This window comes from Vibrio kyushuensis, assembly GCF_050337325.1.
GTDB classification, from domain to species: domain Bacteria; phylum Pseudomonadota; class Gammaproteobacteria; order Enterobacterales; family Vibrionaceae; genus Vibrio; species Vibrio kyushuensis.
This window is the reverse complement of record NZ_JAKJSV010000003.1, coordinates 325,871-342,226: the sequence shown is the minus strand read 5'-3', so window position 1 is coordinate 342,226 and position 16,356 is coordinate 325,871. Positions and strand designations below refer to the sequence as shown.

Sequence of the window (16,356 nt, the reverse complement as noted above, 5' to 3'; positions counted from 1 at the left end):
TCATGAGAAAGATAATTATATTTTTCACCCTACTATTTTTGAGTGCGACAGCAGTGGTGACCGCATCGACTCAAACAGGGAAAATCGTTAAGGTCCCTCATCATAAGTCGACGCACGTCAATTTATCTGCCAAAGCGAAACGTGTGTCGTTAGGTGATCCCGAAGTGCTTGATATTGTCATGCTGAAATCAGATGAACTGTTTCTTATAGGTAAAAAACTAGGCTCTACGAATCTTATGGCTTGGGATAGTAAAGGACAGCTGATTGAATCGATAGATATAGAAGTCACTCATGACCTAAATAGCCTAAAGGCTAAGTTGTTTGAGTTTCTGCCTGATGAGAACGTCAAAGTACACAGTGCACAGAATCGCTTAATTTTGAGTGGGCAAATAAGCTCCCAAGAAAAAATGAATGTTGCGTTGAGAGTTGCTGAGACTTATGCCGTTGGGCAAGAGGCTGATAAAGCGAAAGAGTCACTGAGTGAGACAGTCAAGAAAACTGGTGTTATTAACTTAATGTCTATCGGTGGTGCTCAGCAAGTAATGCTAGAGGTGACTGTTGCGGAAGTCCAAAGAAGTCTAGTAAGAAAGTTTGATGCTAATTTTCATTTTTTCCAAAGCAGTGGATCTGAATTTGGTTGGGGAGCAGCCTCTGTAGGGTCAGGGCTGATAGGCAGTCCGGCAACCCCTATATTTGGTATACCAGGGAGTAGTGACTACGGCTTATTAGGTTCGTTTGTCGACGGTAATACGCTGTTTACTTTTGCTCTTGATATCGCTAAGCAGACGGGGGCGGCAAAGGTTCTCGCTGAACCAAACTTGACAGCCTTGAGTGGCGCTCGCGCTGAATTCTTAGCGGGTGGTGAGTTTCCAATACCTGTTCCGGATGAAGACGGTATTACGATTGAATACAAAGAGTACGGGGTTGGCTTGAAATTCATTCCTACGGTGTTAAGTGATAAGAAAATCAATCTTAACCTCGCCGTGGATGTGAGTGAAATTGCTAACGCGAGCTCACTTACTCTTAGCCCTGGCGAAACGAATGGAACTTATGTTATCCCCCCTATTACCCGTCGTAGTGCTTCATCAACACTAGAACTTGCTGATGGTCAAACTATCGGTATCGCTGGGCTATTAAGCGAAAACGTTCGAGATGTCGCGACTAAGATGCCGGGCTTTGGAGATATTCCTGTTCTTGGTCAGCTTTTTAATAGTCAGGAATATGTATCAGGTGAAACTGAGTTAGTCATTTTAGTGACTCCTCGTTTAGCCAAACCATTAGATAGAAATCGAATTTCACTGCCAACAGACGCATTTGTTGAACCAAATGATGTGAAGTATTACTTGTTAGGGCAGGGAGCATACATTGCATCGCCGAATGAAAATAGTGGAGAGATACCTGACAATGCCGCTGAATTTATCGACCACTCACAAGGTGGCTCTGAAGGTTCATTTGGACATAGTTTATAGGAGAGCAGCATGAATAAGATCAAAGTAGCGATAGCATTGTTGAGTTTTGGTGCGCTTGTAGGCTGTGCAAATGAGGCGAAGTTGGGGTATCACATGGCAAATGTGAAAGCGGAACAGACCTACAACCCGAATGCAACAAAAGAAAACGCAACAGTGATTCCATTAGGCAGTGGTGAACGAATGGAAGGGGCTTATCAAGTCTACACAGGGTTACAAAGTGAAAGCTTGAAAGGCACAGATAGCCAAGTATTACAAGGGTTTGGACAGTAGTAGCCCTTAAGGACCACAATATGAACCGAAGTAAGCTCGCTACTCGAAGAAGGGGAAAGCAGTCAGGGTTAGTGCTCGTTATGGTAACGGTTGCAATGGCTGCACTTATAGGTGTAGCCGCACTCTCAATAGATGTGAACCATTCACTGATGAATAAAACACGTCTACAAAATGGTGTGGATGCTGCGGTGCTCGCTGCCGCATTGGTGATTGATAATAACGGAACTACAGCCGAAGCAACTGCGGTCGCCAATACTACACTCACGAATGTGGCAGGTGCGACAGGAAACAGTGAAATGGATTTCTCAACTGCAACTATTACCGTCGAGTATTCTAATGATCCAACCACTTTTCCAGATGGAAGCTACAGTAGTATAGAAGATACTTATGTTCGAATTTCTGTAACCGACTATGAATTAGAAGAGTTTTTTGTACAAATGTTTGGTATGAGCAAAGAGATAGCTGCTAGTGCTGTTGCCGGACCAAGCCCTCCTGAGGTGATTTTAGTTAATATTGTTCCTATGGCTGTATGTGAAGGAGAAGATGGTGGAGCAAACGGATTTGACCCAGGAACATTATATGCAGTAAAGCTCCCATCTAATCAAAACTCGGATATGGGGCCGGGTAACTTTCAGCTTCTTGATTTTGGTTCCGGGGCCAGCACTGTAAGAGAAGCTCTAGCAGGTGGTTTTGAAACGGAAGTTAATATTAATGACCCGGTTTTAACGAAGCCCGGCAATACGGTTGGACCTGTAGGGCAAGGTTTAAATACTCGCTTTGGTCAATATGGTGGTGGTGGGGTCAATGCGGCAGACCATCCTTCTGATGTTTATGTACGTCAACCAGTTGAAGAGGCAACAATGGATAACAGTGGTGTTATCACATACGAGGACGAGTCAGGATCAGGTGGTGAGCCCTGGGGATACTCAGACTATGAAGCCGCTTTACCTGATTGTACTGGTGATAGCGATTGCCGAATTGCACAAGGAGGTCAATATAACCGAAGGATTTTACCTGTACCAATAGTTGACTGTACGGGAGCTACTGGTGGTGTGAACTCATTTACAATTACAGCAATAGGTTGTTTCTTTTTACTACAAGAGGCACCTACAAATAATGGTAGTAAACAACCTGTGTTTGGTGAGTTCATTGAAGAGTGTACTGCTTCGGGTGGCGTGCCTGGCCAAGATGCAGATACAGACGGACCGTATAAAATTGTTCTTTATAAAGACCCTCTGAGTACGGAGTCTTGATATGAATATTCAAAAAAAACAACGAGGCATTGCAGCCGTTGAGTTCTTAATCACAGTTCCTGTATTGGTACTTATTATTGGGGCAGTAACTGAATTTGGTAATGCATTTATCGAGTACAACACCCTAAACAAGATGGCTCGAAATGGGGCTCGATATGCCACAACAGAGGTGACGGGAACGGCGACTTACGATCAAATTGCCGATGAAACAGAAATAAAAAATATTGTTGTTTATGGTACTGCAGCCGTTGGAAATTCAAGTGCGGCACTTATCAATGGGTTAACAACCAATGACATTTCTATCGATCATTCAAATCAATATGTCACAGTTACGATAAATCATACCTATACTCCTATAACGAACTTATTTTCTTCAAGTTTTGAGTTTGGTGTTCCTCTAAATACTTCTGCAATGATGAGGACTGCGCCATGAAAAAAAACTCAGGAATTACGATCATTGAGTTCACATTGGTCTCTACCGCTCTTTTGTTTTTGATTTTGGGTGTAATAGAAGTCGGTCGATACATGTATTCATTACAATTAATCAATGAGATGACCCGAGTTGCCGCGAGGCTAGGTGTAGTTTGTAATGTAGCTGATCAGGACGACATACCGGCGTTGGTCGTTCCAAGTAACGCCCCCGGTGGCTTCACTGCAGCGAACATAGCGTTGGATTACTTAGACAGCACAGGAACTGTCATCGCTGGAGACCCATCAGCGGATGAAGATGTGTTTTTAGAGATTCGTTATGTAAGAGCAGAAGTAGTCGATTTTGATTATCAGTTTTCAGGGCTATTGTCATTTCTGCAAGGTACCATCACTGTACCTAATTTTGAAACTGTCTTACCTAGAGAGAATCTGGGTGAAATAAGAGGTTCGAATACAGATACAGACTGCTAGGAGAATAATGTATGGGAGAGGCTGTGAAGCTAACCAGAAACGATGACAATCAGATACGCTTGAAAACCAGTCTTAATATTTGGGTGTTCTACTCAAGCGATCGATTTCAATTACACATAGGTCAAGAGCTTGCTAAGTGCCAAAGTATTAGCTTTGAGACTATTTCCCTACACAGCCTTGTGGTAGCAAACCTTGCTCAATTCACCGCGCCTGATCTTATTTTTGTTGAAACTGGTCCAAATTGGGCACAAAAGATCGTAGAACTTCAACAGTATGAAGCTCCCGCAGCATCAGAAGGTTATGAAGCCTCTTTGATTGTTTTTGGTAATGAAAGCGATAACGGTGCATTGAAAATTGCGCTCCGTATTGGCGCTGCTGATTTTGTTTCAGATCGGTCTGAGATCAACGCACTTATTCCGATGCTCAAAAATGTAGCAGAGGAAAAAGTGGCCAGCAGAGATTTAGGTCAGATGTACGCTTTTGTAAACTCAAAAGGTGGTGCAGGTGCATCGACGTTGGCGCTCAATTCCGCCATCACGATCGCGAAAGAGTTTCCTGACAAAGTTCTATTGCTTGATTTGGATCTGCAATTTGGCGTAATTGAGGACTATCTCAACGTATCTTCGCCTTACAGTTTATCTGATGCGATTGCGAGTGTTTCTGATCTAGATGAAGTCTCACTGGCTAGTCTCGTTACCAAACACTCTTCAGGGTTACATGTGCTCGGTTTTAAGCATGAGAATACCCATGATAATTACGATAAAGCGAAGCATATAAACAAATTGCTTCCTATACTTAGGGAGTTTTACTCTTATGTGATTGTTGATCTTTCTAGAGGGGTTGATCGTCTTTTTGCTCCGGTGATAGCGCCAGTTACAAAGGTGTTTCTTATTACGCAGCAGAACTTGGTTTCGATAAAAAATACGACACGCATTGCTAAGTTATTGGCTTTAGATTTTGGTATTGGTACGGAGCAACTTGAAGTCATCGTGAACCGCTACGAAAAGCGTCAATCGATTAAGTTGAAAGATATAGAAGCAACCATACTAGGTGTCAAAGTACACATGGTCCCAAATGATTTTAAAGTAGCGATTGAAAGTGCCAATTTGGGGCGACCATTTATAGACTCAAAGAAAAAGAGTGCATTAGCAAAGTCAGTGGCGGAATTTACCCTAACCATGATGCCGGAACATGAACAAAAGCAAGGTTGGTTTAAAAGCCTTTTTTCCTAATGGAGTAGGGAGTCGGGATGTTTTTTAAAAGAAAGAATATAAACCCTGAACTACAAGAGAAATTAGCGGAAGCTGAGAACCAGAATTCTGATAGTGAGGGCAGTGGACAAAAAAATGTAGCTGAATCATTGTCGAATAGCCCCGACGCATCAAGTAATGCTGGAGAGAGAAAAGCTCGAGAAATTCAGGAAAGAGATAAAGCCGTTGATGAGGCAAAAAAGCAGCTTGAGCAAGAGTTAGAGACTAAGCATTACTATCATCAACGTTTGCTTGAAACACTCGATCTAGGTTTGCTGGCCAGTTTAGAGCAAGAGCGTGCTAAAAAAGATCTGCATGATGCGATTGTGCAGTTAATGGCTGATGATCAAACCCATGCGTTAAGTGCTGAAGGTCGAAAGCGAGTTATTACCCAAATTGAAGATGAAGTCTTCGGTTTAGGGCCTCTTGAGCCACTTCTTAATGACTCTACCGTCTCGGATATTCTTGTTAACGGCCCTAAAAGTGTTTTTGTCGAGCGTCGAGGCAAGTTGGAATCGACCCCTTATACTTTTTTAGATGATCGCCATTTAAGAAACATCATCGACCGAATTGTGAGTCAGGTAGGGCGTCGTATCGACGAAGCCTCTCCAATGGTTGATGCGCGTCTTCTAGATGGTTCCCGTGTGAATGCCATTATCCCTCCTTTAGCATTAGATGGCCCTTCCGTCTCTATTCGTCGCTTTGCCGTTGATAAACTCACAATGGATAATTTACTCGGTTACAACTCCTTATCAGAACCAATGGCAAAGTTTGTTGAAGCCGCAGTTCATGGGGAATTAAACGTATTGATTTCCGGCGGTACTGGTTCAGGCAAAACAACCACGCTAAATATTTTCTCAAGCTTTATTCCAAGTGACTGTCGCATTATAACCATTGAAGATTCAGCAGAGCTTCAATTGCAACAGCCTCATGTGGTCCGGCTTGAAACTCGACCTGCCAATTTGGAAGGGAAAGGTGAGATCACGCAACGTGATTTGGTTAAAAACACGCTTCGTATGAGACCCGATAGGATTGTATTAGGAGAAGTACGTGGCAGTGAAGCAGTTGATATGTTGGCTGCAATGAATACAGGTCACGATGGTTCATTGGCAACGATACACGCCAACACACCAAGAGATGCGCTGAGCCGAGTCGAGAATATGTTCTCAATGGCTGGCTGGAACATTTCGACTAAGAATTTACGTGCTCAAATTGCGTCAGCAATCCACCTTGTTGTGCAAATGGAAAGACAAGAAGATGGTGGTCGAAGAATGACCAGTATCAGTGAAATAAACGGCATGGAAGGTGAGATAATTACCATGTCAGAAATATTTAAATTTCAACGTCAAGGAATGGATGAAGACGGTAAGGTTATTGGTTACTTCACGGCCACTGGAGTAGTTCCCGCTTGCCATGACCATTTGTCTAAAAAAGGTCTGCACATGCCATTTGAAATTTTTAATGAGACATATCAATAGGAGTGGTAAGTCATGGGACAAGATCCGACGCTCTTTTATGTATTACTCTTTTTTGCCGTGGTGTTTATCTCTCAAGCGCTGATATTACCTGCTGCCGGGAGTAAAGCGAAACACAAAGAACTTTCCGAACGATTAAAAGAGTCGCAATCCAATTTGGATGAAGAGACACGTTCACTTCTTCAAGAGCACTATTTAAAGAGCTTGACGCCAACCGATAGGAAATTGGTTCAGATAGGCGTTTTATCAAACCTGAAAAAGAATATAGAACTATCAGGCTACGATTGGTCATTGAGTAATACACTGGCGGTCACTTTTATGATTGCCCTTAGTTCCTCAATTATTCTGCTTATTCTTAACCAACCTTGGTATGTGGAAATCGCCTCATTTATTGGTGTTTGGGTATTGATGCACATGATGATTCAGAGAAAAATCTCAAATCGGTTAGCTACTTTCGAAGAACAACTTCCTGATGCGTTGGATATTATGCGCCGTATGTTACAAGCCGGTCAGCCTGTTACTCAGGCTTTTAATGAAGTGGGAAATGAGATGCCAGCTCCTATTGGTATCGAATTTAAAAATACCTTTAACCTACTCAATTACGGTTATGACATGCGCCTTGCAATCATGCAAATGGCTGAACGAACTCCTACTGTATCCATGCTGGCCTTTTCTAGTGCAGTTCTATTGCAGAAAGAAACGGGTGGTAACTTATCTGAAAACCTAGAGAAAGTATCCCATGTATTAAGGGCTCGCTTTAAGTTACAACGAAAAATCAAAACTATTTCGGCAGAGAGCCGTTTATCTGCTTGGATTTTGGTTTTGTCACCGTTCATCTTGTTTATTTTCATGTCCATTATCAATCCCACTTATGTAGCGCCATTGTACGAAGATCCTAGGGGGATGACGTTAGTGAGTGGTGGGATTATTAGTCTATTTTTTGGATCAATATGGATCCGAAATATTATTAACTTCGAGGTGTGATATGGAACGCCTTATGGAGTTACTTAATCAAGTAAATATAGATGAACAAGTGTTTTTTCTACTATTGATATTATTAACGACCAGCCTACTCGTTATGTCTATAGCGTTTATTTTCTTTGGCTTTAAGTCTCCGATAAAGAAAAAGCTTGAAGAGATCCGTAAGGAGTCCGGCAGCCAGAAGCTTAAAAAGAATCGTACATTTGATAATACGCTAGAGTCTTTAGCACCAATGATGACGCCCAAAAACTCAAAAGAGAGTGAGAGTATTCGCCATCAGTTGATGCACGCTGGCTATCATGATGCTGATTCGCTGACAATTTTCTATGCAATTAAAGTATTTAGTTTCGTTGTAGGACTGCTCATGGCGGGAGGGTTCTATTACTTTGCTCCTGACATGGGCAACCTGAGAATGGCTATGGCTGGTAGTGTTGCTTTTGGTATGTTTGCCCCCAATGTTGCACTTAATCATGTGGTTAAAAAACGCCAATCTAGTATAAGAGGCGGAGTTCCTGATGCGCTAGACTTACTTGTAGTATGTACGGAATCAGGTCTTGGTTTTAATTCCGCACTCCGACGTGTTGCTGATGAGTTAATGATCTCTCACCCTGAGTTTGCTGATGAATTAGATACTGTATGTGCCAAGATTAAAGCTGGGGTTGAAATGTCAGATGCATTTGAAGACTTAGTTGAGCGTACGGGTGTAGTTGAGATCACTGGCTTGGTTAAAATGCTTGCTCATGCTTCTAAGATTGGTGGCAGTATTTCTCAAACGTTGCGCGAATATACTGAAGATTTTAGAGACCGTCGCAATCAGGAAGTCGAAGAAATTGCAGCTAAGATCCCAACAAAAATGATTTTTCCATTGTTACTCTTTATCTGGCCATGCTTTTTTATCGTTGCGATAGGGCCATCCATGCTGAGTCTCACTGCAACGCTAGGCAATTAAGGAGAGTTTATGAAAGGATGTAGATTATTACTTGGTATTGGCTTATCACTGGTATTGACATCGTGTGCTACTGAACCTGAACAACCAGGTTTTGATACCACTTTATATGATGGGCGACCAGTCGATACATTATCGTCAGATGCGCCACCACTCAATGAAAAAGAAGCCATTATGCGTGGTGATATCGCGCTGAGTAAGAACAATATCGATTTGGCACTGTATGAGTACATTCGTTCGCTCTCCTTTCCTGATGGTCAATATCATGATCAATCATTGTATAATATTGGTCGAATTCACCAATCACGTGGCAATCTTGCATTAGCTGAAAAATCTTACTCAATCGCACTGCAAGAGAATCCAAACAACATAAAGGTACTTGAGCAATTAGGCAGTATTTACGCAAAATCTGGCGATGTTGATCAGGGTTATAGTTACTATTTACGCGCATTGAATGCCGATCAAGTTCGATTACAAAGTATCACGACACTTAACCCGGATGATTTAGTGAACCCTGAGGATGTGGAGGAGTTACAAATTGATAATGAGTCACCAGTAACAGCTTACATGGGGCTTGGGGTGTTAACCGATGTTAAAGCGAACCATGTGTTAGCGCAGGCCTTTTACAAGAAGGCACTATTGATAAAGCCTCGCTCGATTAAAGCTCAAATCAATACGGGCTATTCCTACTATATGTCAGGAGATTACCAAACGGCGTTGAAATATACCTTATCTGCATTGGAGCAAAATCCCAATGATGAAAAAGCTCAGAATAACTTAGCTCTGATCTATTTGAGTAAAGGTCAGATCAAGCGTGCAATTAATGTCTTTATGCGTCAAATGGATGCGGCGGAAGCCCTCAATAACGTGGGGTACTTCTTAATACTTCAAGGGAATCCAGACAAGGCTATCCCTTACTTACAGCAGGCAATAGATAAAAAACCGTCTTACTATAAAGTCGCTAATGAGAACTTAGAGCGAGCACTTGCTGAGGTGAGAGCAAAAACAATTGAAAATCCTGTTGATGTTGATGTTGATGTTCAGTAATAACGTCTACTTAGAAAAAATGAATACAGTTCGAAATTAAAAGGAGAGCGAGTGCTCTCCTTTTTAGTAGCTAGGGTTGATAGTCGCGCTCCTGAGCGGCGTACTAATAGCTCATGGTGACTAAATAAGTCCTGAAGCAATGCCAGATAAAGCAAAGAACACAACCATCCATACAATCGGTAGTTTAAGCTGTTTCAATAAAAAGAAACCGATCAATACCAGAGATATATCGAGACCGCTAAATATGGCACTCGTAAACACTGGTTGATATAAGGCTGCAATTAAAAGACCAACTACAGATGCATTAACGCCTGAAATAGCACCTGATACTTTATGGTTGCTTGCTAGCTGTTGCCAGTTTTTTAATACGCCAAGTAGCAGTAGGAAGCCGGGCAAAAATACGGCTAGTGTCGCAACGATAGCACCAACTACAGGGCTTTCAGGGAGCATTTCAAAGCCAATATACGTAGCAAAAGTAAACATTGGCCCTGGAACAGCTTGAGCAGCAGCATAGCCAGTTAAAAACGCATCTGTACTTATCTGGTCGCCTACAATGTTTTGCAGCAGTGGAAGTACAACGTGGCCTCCACCAAAGACTAAACTACCCGCCTGAAAGAAATCACTAAACAATGCAATGCTCGGATCTAGGTATGTAATAAATGGTACGCCCAGTAGTAAAACAGCAAATAAAACTAAGGGCCATAGAGAAGGCTTAAAGGGTGTATTGTCTGGCTGTGGGGTTGAAGTCGCTAGATACTTCACGCCTATGAGTCCGGATATTAGTAAAACAACAATTTGGGTTGCGATACTTGGCATAATAAGTAATGCAGCCGCGGTCGCGACGCACAATCCGACAGTTAAAGTCTGCTTACAGAAATTTTTATACATCCCCCAAGCAGCGTCGGCAACCACCACCACAGCGAGTAGTTTCAAACCGTGAATGATACTTTGAAATAACGAGTGTTCAGTGAGTTGGCTACTTAAAACAGCCAAAGCGAGCATGATTAATACTGAAGGTAGTGTGAAGCCCAAGAAAGCCATACTTGCACCACCGAGCCCCGCTTTTTTGTAACCAATAGCAAAGCCAACCTGACTCGAACCTGGTCCGGGTAAAAACTGACTTAGAGCAACGATTTGACCATACTCTTTATCATCCAACCACTGTCTCTTTTCCACAAACGCATTGCGAAAATAGCCAATGTGAGCAGCAGGACCACCAAAACTGATCCAACCTAAAGCAAAGAAGGTTTTAAAAATAGACCACATAATTTTCTCTACATTTTAAATTAGTAATTACATTCGGCGGTACTGTATGAAATGCACTAGAATGATTCAAATTAATAGATTTAATCTGTACTATTAATCAAATAGGATTACTGGTAACAAACGTATATTGGATAGTATCTGATGAGTGATATTAATTGGAAAAACATAGATTTAAATCTACTAGTGACATTCTCTCAGCTTTACCAATACCGCAGTGTTAGTGTTGCAGCCGAAAAAAGTTATGTCAGTCAGTCAGCAATGAGCCACAGTTTATCTCGCCTGAGAATACTTCTCGATGATCCTCTGTTTGTGCGCAAAGGACACAGCATGGAGCCTACAGAGCGGTCGAATCAAGTCGCGCCAGTGGTTCTCAAGTTGCTTGATTCAATTTCAACACAGCTACTTGCAACAGAAACCTTTCAGCCAGAGAACTACGAAGGTGTATGTCGAGTAGGACTTACCGATTACGCTGAATTTATTTATGCCCCCGTTTTGTATGATGAAATTCGTCATAGTGCGCCTAAAGCGCAAGTCAGCTTTATCAATGTGAATCGATACAATTACGTTAAATTGGCGGAGCAGGAGAAGCTTGATGCGGTGATAGGCAGTATTCCCGAAGTCGATACATTATTTAATTCAGCGAAACTTTATACCGAAAAGCATGTTTGTTTGTTCGACCCTGAACAAGTCACGTTTGAAGGGCAATTGACAATAGAGTGTTTCGCAAATATTGATCAAGCATTGGTTAGTGCTGACGGTAGCTTATCGACTCAAGTTGATAAGCGTTTAGCTCTACTCGGTTTAGAACGCCAAGTAACTGTCGCATCACGTAATTTCTTAACAGTTCGTAGCTTGTTAAATAAACGCCGTTTAATCGCGATTGTTCCTGAGCTAATGGCAAAAACAGATGCATTTAATGATCATTTAGTGACAGCTGCACCTCCAATAGAAGTGCCTGATTTTGATATTTCGCTATTGTGGCGAGTAAGTAAGCATAAGGATGAAAAGAGCGAGTGGCTACGCCGTTTAATTTCCAGTGTTGTGGCGAAGAACTAACGACTATAGATATCAGAAAGAATTTATAAGCCTCGAGTATTGAGTGACGTTAGTTGTCTCTATTAAGCTTTGTTAAAGCCAGTCCTACTGCTTTCCACATTACTATCGTTAAAATAGCGCTGACATAGCCATCAATTGCGTAGTGCCACGCAAGGTGTACAGACCCAATTTGAATAATAAGTGCATTCCCCCACATTAAGTATCCGAGTATCTTATTTTTTCGGTAACTTCCCAGAGCCATCAGAACTGCAATGGACACATGCATGCTTGGCATGGCTGATATGCCAACACCTATTCCTCCCTCACGGCTTAAGTACTTCAGCCAGAGAGCATCTTGAACATCAATAGCCCAAACGGGAGGAAAGCCAATTTCCAATAGCTGCCTGCTCTGTGTTCTTAAAATATCGATTAAAGGTAAGAAGTAGTTATGCTCAGGGTTGAGTAGGTGGATATAACAGGGCCCTGCGGAAGATAATAGAGTCGCCGAGAGTCCACCAATAAGAAGCCAACTTGATAGGAAACTGAGTAAGTATTGGTCACGTAGTAATTTTGATTTTCTGTCAATTACGAAGAATAGTAATGACCCCCACATAAGAAGAAACCATGTGTGATAGAAAAAATTAAGGACAAAGGTTGCATATTTATTCGAAAACACGGCGTGTGATAATTCCCATGGTGATACACCAAAGTGCAGCCATTTATCGAATTGATAAAATACAAGGTCATACTCAAAAGGATGAAGGTCGGGAATGATGGTTTTTAAGTAGGTATAACTAGACAAAGTAAAATTAAGGATAAGAATCAATAATATAAATGAAATGGATTTAGATATAGGTTGGAAAAATGAAATGATTTTTTTTATATAGCGCACTAGTGGGTGAGGTGTGCGATGGAACAGCAAATAGCAATAATAGTAGACGCTCCACACTAGAAAAGAGACGTAGCACATACTGGCCAAACTTCTTAAATATGTAAACACATCGTACTGAATATTGACTTCAAATCCGGTTAGCTTTGAAAGCAAATAAAGGCTAGTGCAAGTAAATAGTACGTACCCATAAAGGATTTTATCTTCGCTAAAAGCAAGCTTGATACTTACCCATTGAACTTTCCATGTCTGCCTACGAGGCGTTGTATCCATACTCAATTAGTTCCCCCTAACATATCACACTACCTTCTTACTAATAGCATAGACCAGAATGAACGTTACCTAGTGAAGCCCACAAATAGCCGTCATAGGGTTATTTGTTCGGTAGATCCGGCAGCAAGCACTTATAACCAAGCCATATCTGAGTTTTAAACTCTGAAGCTTGCTCTACTTGAGGGTAAATATCGACACGTTGCTTCACTTTGTTTGTGATAAAGAAAATACACAGAACAGAGAGAAAAATAATGATGGTATGTTGATAAAGAGAACTATGGCGAGCAAGTGGTGGTGTCGGCTTCATGCTCGCCCAATACATAGCAATACTAAATGTGCCGATCAACTGGCTTATTGGGGAGTCCAATACCCCAGAAACTAAGCTATAGGTTAGACCTATCAACATACTGAGGCCGGTAACTCGAACCATCTGATTTTTAGTTTTCGCAACCGATACAAAACCATAAATAAGAAGAGCAAAGTAGGAGACAAGAGGCACTATACCCCAACTAATATTTGTCCATTGAGGCCAGTTAGGTGGTTGTGAAAAACTCTCTTTTAAACATAGAAAAGAGTCGCCACCCAGCCCCCAGAAGCTTGTCAGTGAAAAGGCTTCAAGCCACAAGGTTATTTGCCCTGATGATTCCGTTTTGAGTGTGCTCCACGTAAACACATTGCCATGTAAAAACCACTCAGGCACAGGGGAGAGTAAGACGAGTTTGAATACTATGCCAAATATAATGGACTGAATGAGTAGCGTGATGATCTCTTTACGCCAGTTTGCCTCTAGCCATGCCCATAAAAGGATTGAAACCACGCCTACTGCGGCAATTCCCTGCGCATCGGTGGCGAGAATAGTCGTCACATTAAGTGCACAAACGATCCGCATGACATAATGGAAATAATGCTTTCGGTTACACATGATTGTGAGATAAAAAATAGGGATAAGTAGCCATATTTGAACTTGATTGATAAATCGAGGATTTAATATTGAATGGATGGATTCTGGTAATTGCATGTAGGCACGAAACCAAAATACTGATGCGATGGATAAAAATAGAAAAATAGAGATCCAAGAGAAGTACTGATAAACCAACACTCGGTGGTGGCGCAATATAGGGACTAAGCTGGTGGCGACAATAGCGAGGCCGAGTATGTAGAAGTAATTCTCTTGTGCATTCCAAACATAAACACGTTGCCAGTTTGCAATAGCTGCAAAGGTAAACAGAGCCATAACAAGGGCAGTACACAATGGTGTGACATTACTAAAGGTTGACCAAAACTGAAATCGATGCTCTTTAAAAAGAGCGAGTCCCAAGCAGAAAACAACAATAATAGCGCAAACAAAGAGTCGCTTAGAGTCATACATCCATAACGATTCACCACGAGTCATCACGGTATTGAAACTAAAAAAGAGGCAGCCGATAAAAATAGCCGAAAGCAGTATTCTATTGGGTAGCTGTGCTTGCTTCATACACTCCATAGCCTTTTGCTTTTTATAAGAGTGTAGACCAATCTAAGCCTTTGGTGCTTGCTATACGGTGGTTCTGGCGACAATCGCTCGGTTTTTAGTACGTGATACCAATAAACAAGCACTTACTATTTATAAAGAGAATTTAACCCACTCTTTTTTCCGCCAGCGCCTTGCCATTATTAAGCCTCTAAACCATTCATCAAGTGCAATCGCCATCCATGCACCCAATACGCCATACCCCCAATGAACACCAAACAAGTAGCTCATTGCTACGCCAATCCCCCACATACTCAATATGCCCATTTGGACGGGAAACTTAATATCTCCCGTCGCCTTGAGTGCCGAAATAAAGATAAGATTAAATACTCGGCCGGCTTCAAGAAGGATTGATCCTGTTAATAAGCTAGCGGTGATGACAACGATCTCTGGTTCATGAGTGAATAAATGAATTAACTCGAAACGAACGAAATAGATTGCAACCATTAATGAGGTTGACGCTAAAAAGCCAACCACAAAATATTTCTGGACCCTAGTTAATATCTCATCTGTCCAACCTTTACCAACATAGTAACCCGTTTGAATCTGCGTCGCTTGCCCAAGAGCGAGTGAGAAGGCAAATGCGATGCGGGCAATATTTTGTGCATAGGTGAAGGCTGCAAGCGATGAAGTACCCATCTGAACCACGAAATAGACGATTGCCATTTGCGCCATGTTATACGACAGCACTTCCCCTGCATTCATGCCGCCGATCTTGATGATCTTGCGGTAAATCTCATTTGGTATCTGCTTGTATTGATGGAAGGGTAATTCAATATCTTTCTTTTTCAAGACAACCCAAAGCATTCCGGTGGCGATAACTTGGCTAATCACCGTTGCAATCGCGACCCCTTCAACACCATAAACAGGGATTCCAAAAGGTTGATAGAGAGCGATGTAGTTACCAATGACGTTGATAGCCCCTGCGATGAGGTTAATCACCATAGGCGATCGGGAATAACCGTGGCTGCGTAATATCGTCGCTAAGACAATACCAATCGTTAGGTTAAACGTCATAGCACCACTGATTACAAGATATTCATAGCCGTACTGTTCAACTTGAGCTTCTAGCCCATAGAGAGGTAAAAAGTAGTGTGCCCCTAAAATAGCGATGACGCTGAGCGCAATACCGAGAATGACCGATAGGATAACGCTGGCGATACCCACATAACTAGCGTCTTGCGCGCGTGATGAGCCATTGTATTGAGCGATTAAAATGCCAGTACCGCTGCTGACCATAGATGAAACGATAATTAAGAAGAATGATATTTGCCCAATGACACCAACGGCGGATACGGCTTTGTCTGAATACCCACTCAACATAAATACATCGCTGGTATTGAGCGCTGTTCTTAGCAATATCTCAACAAATATTGGCCAAGTTAAGGCAACAATACTCATTCGTTTGTTCATCGTGGAGTCGGTGTCTGGCATCAAAGTGGCTCAAAGGAAAAGATAACGCGCCATTTTAGAGTGCGCTATGAGTAAACGGTATCTGAATATGGCAAAAAATAGCTATGGAATAGGGTAAACCTTATAAAGTGCACACAGAGCACTTAATGCGTAATGTGCGTGAAAATATTTCATAATGAAGTTGTTCAAACAGCAATAATTCCCAGCCCTTATGGCAACGTTTCCACCCGGCTGCATTTATTTGTCGTTTTCTTTGTGGATCTGGTTTCAATTCAACCTTATTAGCAATCAGTTAAAATCGTGACACAGCACTCTTTTTGTATCGCTGTATCGAATTTTCCGCTCTAAAATCGTACAAAGTGTTACCGTCATCATAGAA

General features: G+C 41.9%; 15 protein-coding genes. 11 read left to right on the top strand and 4 right to left on the bottom strand.

Annotated features, from left to right (window positions below; translation table 11 throughout):
• Positions 1–2 precede the first annotated feature (2 nt).
• From L4D20_RS08010 to L4D20_RS07965, 10 genes are read left to right on the top strand one after another with little or no spacing between them, the layout of a single operon-like run.
• Positions 3–1,469 (top strand): type II and III secretion system protein family protein, encoded by a 1,467-nt coding sequence (locus tag L4D20_RS08010; RefSeq protein WP_428801056.1) that lies wholly within the window; start codon positions 3–5, stop codon positions 1,467–1,469.
• A 9-nt stretch (positions 1,470–1,478) separates the two neighbouring features.
• Positions 1,479–1,739, top strand: a complete 261-nt coding sequence (locus L4D20_RS08005) for a hypothetical protein (RefSeq protein WP_428801055.1) — start codon at positions 1,479–1,481, stop codon at positions 1,737–1,739.
• A 20-nt stretch (positions 1,740–1,759) separates the two neighbouring features.
• Positions 1,760–2,992, top strand: coding sequence for a TadE/TadG family type IV pilus assembly protein (locus L4D20_RS08000; protein WP_428801054.1), 1,233 nt, complete (start codon positions 1,760–1,762; stop codon positions 2,990–2,992).
• 1 nt (position 2,993) lies between these two features.
• Positions 2,994–3,425 (top strand): TadE/TadG family type IV pilus assembly protein, encoded by a 432-nt coding sequence (locus L4D20_RS07995; protein ID WP_428801053.1) that lies wholly within the window; start codon positions 2,994–2,996, stop codon positions 3,423–3,425.
• Entirely contained in the window at positions 3,422–3,892 is a 471-nt protein-coding gene (locus L4D20_RS07990; RefSeq protein ID WP_428801052.1) for a TadE/TadG family type IV pilus assembly protein, read from the top strand. The genes L4D20_RS07995 and L4D20_RS07990 overlap by 4 nt, the downstream gene beginning before the upstream one ends.
• Before the next feature lie 11 nt (positions 3,893–3,903).
• On the top strand, positions 3,904–5,124 hold the full coding sequence (locus L4D20_RS07985) for a nucleotide-binding protein (protein WP_428801051.1): 1,221 nt from the start codon (positions 3,904–3,906) through the stop codon (positions 5,122–5,124).
• Between the two features lie 17 nt (positions 5,125–5,141).
• The gene (locus L4D20_RS07980) at positions 5,142–6,620 is read left to right on the top strand and encodes a TadA family conjugal transfer-associated ATPase (RefSeq protein WP_428801050.1); all 1,479 of its coding nucleotides are present in this window, start codon (positions 5,142–5,144) and stop codon (positions 6,618–6,620) included.
• A gap of 12 nt (positions 6,621–6,632) precedes the next feature.
• Positions 6,633–7,601, top strand: coding sequence for a type II secretion system F family protein (locus L4D20_RS07975; protein ID WP_428801049.1), 969 nt, complete (start codon positions 6,633–6,635; stop codon positions 7,599–7,601).
• 1 nt (position 7,602) lies between these two features.
• The gene (locus L4D20_RS07970; protein WP_428801048.1) at positions 7,603–8,547 is read left to right on the top strand and encodes a type II secretion system F family protein; all 945 of its coding nucleotides are present in this window, start codon (positions 7,603–7,605) and stop codon (positions 8,545–8,547) included.
• 9 nt (positions 8,548–8,556) lie between these two features.
• A complete protein-coding gene (locus L4D20_RS07965; protein ID WP_428801047.1) occupies positions 8,557–9,591 on the top strand; it encodes a tetratricopeptide repeat protein in 1,035 nt (344 codons plus the stop codon).
• A gap of 120 nt (positions 9,592–9,711) precedes the next feature.
• Here L4D20_RS07965 and chrA read toward each other — a convergent pair whose 3' ends face one another.
• The gene (gene chrA / locus L4D20_RS07960) at positions 9,712–10,857 is read right to left on the bottom strand and encodes a chromate efflux transporter (protein ID WP_428801046.1); all 1,146 of its coding nucleotides are present in this window, start codon (positions 10,855–10,857) and stop codon (positions 9,712–9,714) included.
• A gap of 141 nt (positions 10,858–10,998) precedes the next feature.
• On the opposite strand from chrA, the gene L4D20_RS07955 reads away from it, so the two are divergent.
• Positions 10,999–11,913, top strand: coding sequence for a LysR family transcriptional regulator (locus tag L4D20_RS07955; RefSeq protein WP_428801045.1), 915 nt, complete (start codon positions 10,999–11,001; stop codon positions 11,911–11,913).
• A 49-nt stretch (positions 11,914–11,962) separates the two neighbouring features.
• Here L4D20_RS07955 and L4D20_RS07950 read toward each other — a convergent pair whose 3' ends face one another.
• The 3 genes from L4D20_RS07950 to L4D20_RS07940 form a co-directional block, all read right to left on the bottom strand.
• Positions 11,963–13,054: a phosphatase PAP2 family protein gene (locus L4D20_RS07950; protein WP_428801044.1), complete on the bottom strand. Its 1,092-nt coding sequence runs from the start codon at positions 13,052–13,054 to the stop codon at positions 11,963–11,965.
• Between the two features lie 100 nt (positions 13,055–13,154).
• The gene (locus L4D20_RS07945) at positions 13,155–14,528 is read right to left on the bottom strand and encodes a hypothetical protein (protein WP_428801043.1); all 1,374 of its coding nucleotides are present in this window, start codon (positions 14,526–14,528) and stop codon (positions 13,155–13,157) included.
• A gap of 129 nt (positions 14,529–14,657) precedes the next feature.
• Positions 14,658–15,998 carry an MATE family efflux transporter gene (locus tag L4D20_RS07940; protein ID WP_428801042.1) on the bottom strand — a complete coding sequence of 447 codons (1,341 nt, stop codon included), beginning with the start codon at positions 15,996–15,998 and terminating at the stop codon, positions 14,658–14,660.
• Positions 15,999–16,356 lie beyond the last annotated feature (358 nt).

Excerpts from the sequence above, each read along its gene's own strand:
- L4D20_RS07950 (WP_428801044.1), bottom strand. The coding sequence starts at position 13,054 with ATGGATACAACGCCTCGTAGGCAGACATGGAAAGTTCAATGGGTAAGT.
- L4D20_RS07985 (WP_428801051.1), top strand. The coding sequence starts at position 3,904 with ATGGGAGAGGCTGTGAAGCTAACCAGAAACGATGACAATCAGATACGC.
- L4D20_RS08000 (WP_428801054.1), top strand. The coding sequence starts at position 1,760 with ATGAACCGAAGTAAGCTCGCTACTCGAAGAAGGGGAAAGCAGTCAGGG.
- L4D20_RS07955 (WP_428801045.1), top strand. The coding sequence starts at position 10,999 with ATGAGTGATATTAATTGGAAAAACATAGATTTAAATCTACTAGTGACA.
- L4D20_RS07945 (WP_428801043.1), bottom strand. The coding sequence starts at position 14,528 with ATGAAGCAAGCACAGCTACCCAATAGAATACTGCTTTCGGCTATTTTT.
- chrA (WP_428801046.1), bottom strand. The coding sequence starts at position 10,857 with ATGTGGTCTATTTTTAAAACCTTCTTTGCTTTAGGTTGGATCAGTTTT.
- L4D20_RS07965 (WP_428801047.1), top strand. The coding sequence starts at position 8,557 with ATGAAAGGATGTAGATTATTACTTGGTATTGGCTTATCACTGGTATTG.
- L4D20_RS07995 (WP_428801053.1), top strand. The coding sequence starts at position 2,994 with ATGAATATTCAAAAAAAACAACGAGGCATTGCAGCCGTTGAGTTCTTA.
- L4D20_RS07970 (WP_428801048.1), top strand. The coding sequence starts at position 7,603 with ATGGAACGCCTTATGGAGTTACTTAATCAAGTAAATATAGATGAACAA.
- L4D20_RS08010 (WP_428801056.1), top strand. The coding sequence starts at position 3 with ATGAGAAAGATAATTATATTTTTCACCCTACTATTTTTGAGTGCGACA.
- L4D20_RS07980 (WP_428801050.1), top strand. The coding sequence starts at position 5,142 with ATGTTTTTTAAAAGAAAGAATATAAACCCTGAACTACAAGAGAAATTA.
- L4D20_RS07975 (WP_428801049.1), top strand. The coding sequence starts at position 6,633 with ATGGGACAAGATCCGACGCTCTTTTATGTATTACTCTTTTTTGCCGTG.
- L4D20_RS07940 (WP_428801042.1), bottom strand. The coding sequence starts at position 15,998 with ATGCCAGACACCGACTCCACGATGAACAAACGAATGAGTATTGTTGCC.
- L4D20_RS08005 (WP_428801055.1), top strand. The coding sequence starts at position 1,479 with ATGAATAAGATCAAAGTAGCGATAGCATTGTTGAGTTTTGGTGCGCTT.
- L4D20_RS07990 (WP_428801052.1), top strand. The coding sequence starts at position 3,422 with ATGAAAAAAAACTCAGGAATTACGATCATTGAGTTCACATTGGTCTCT.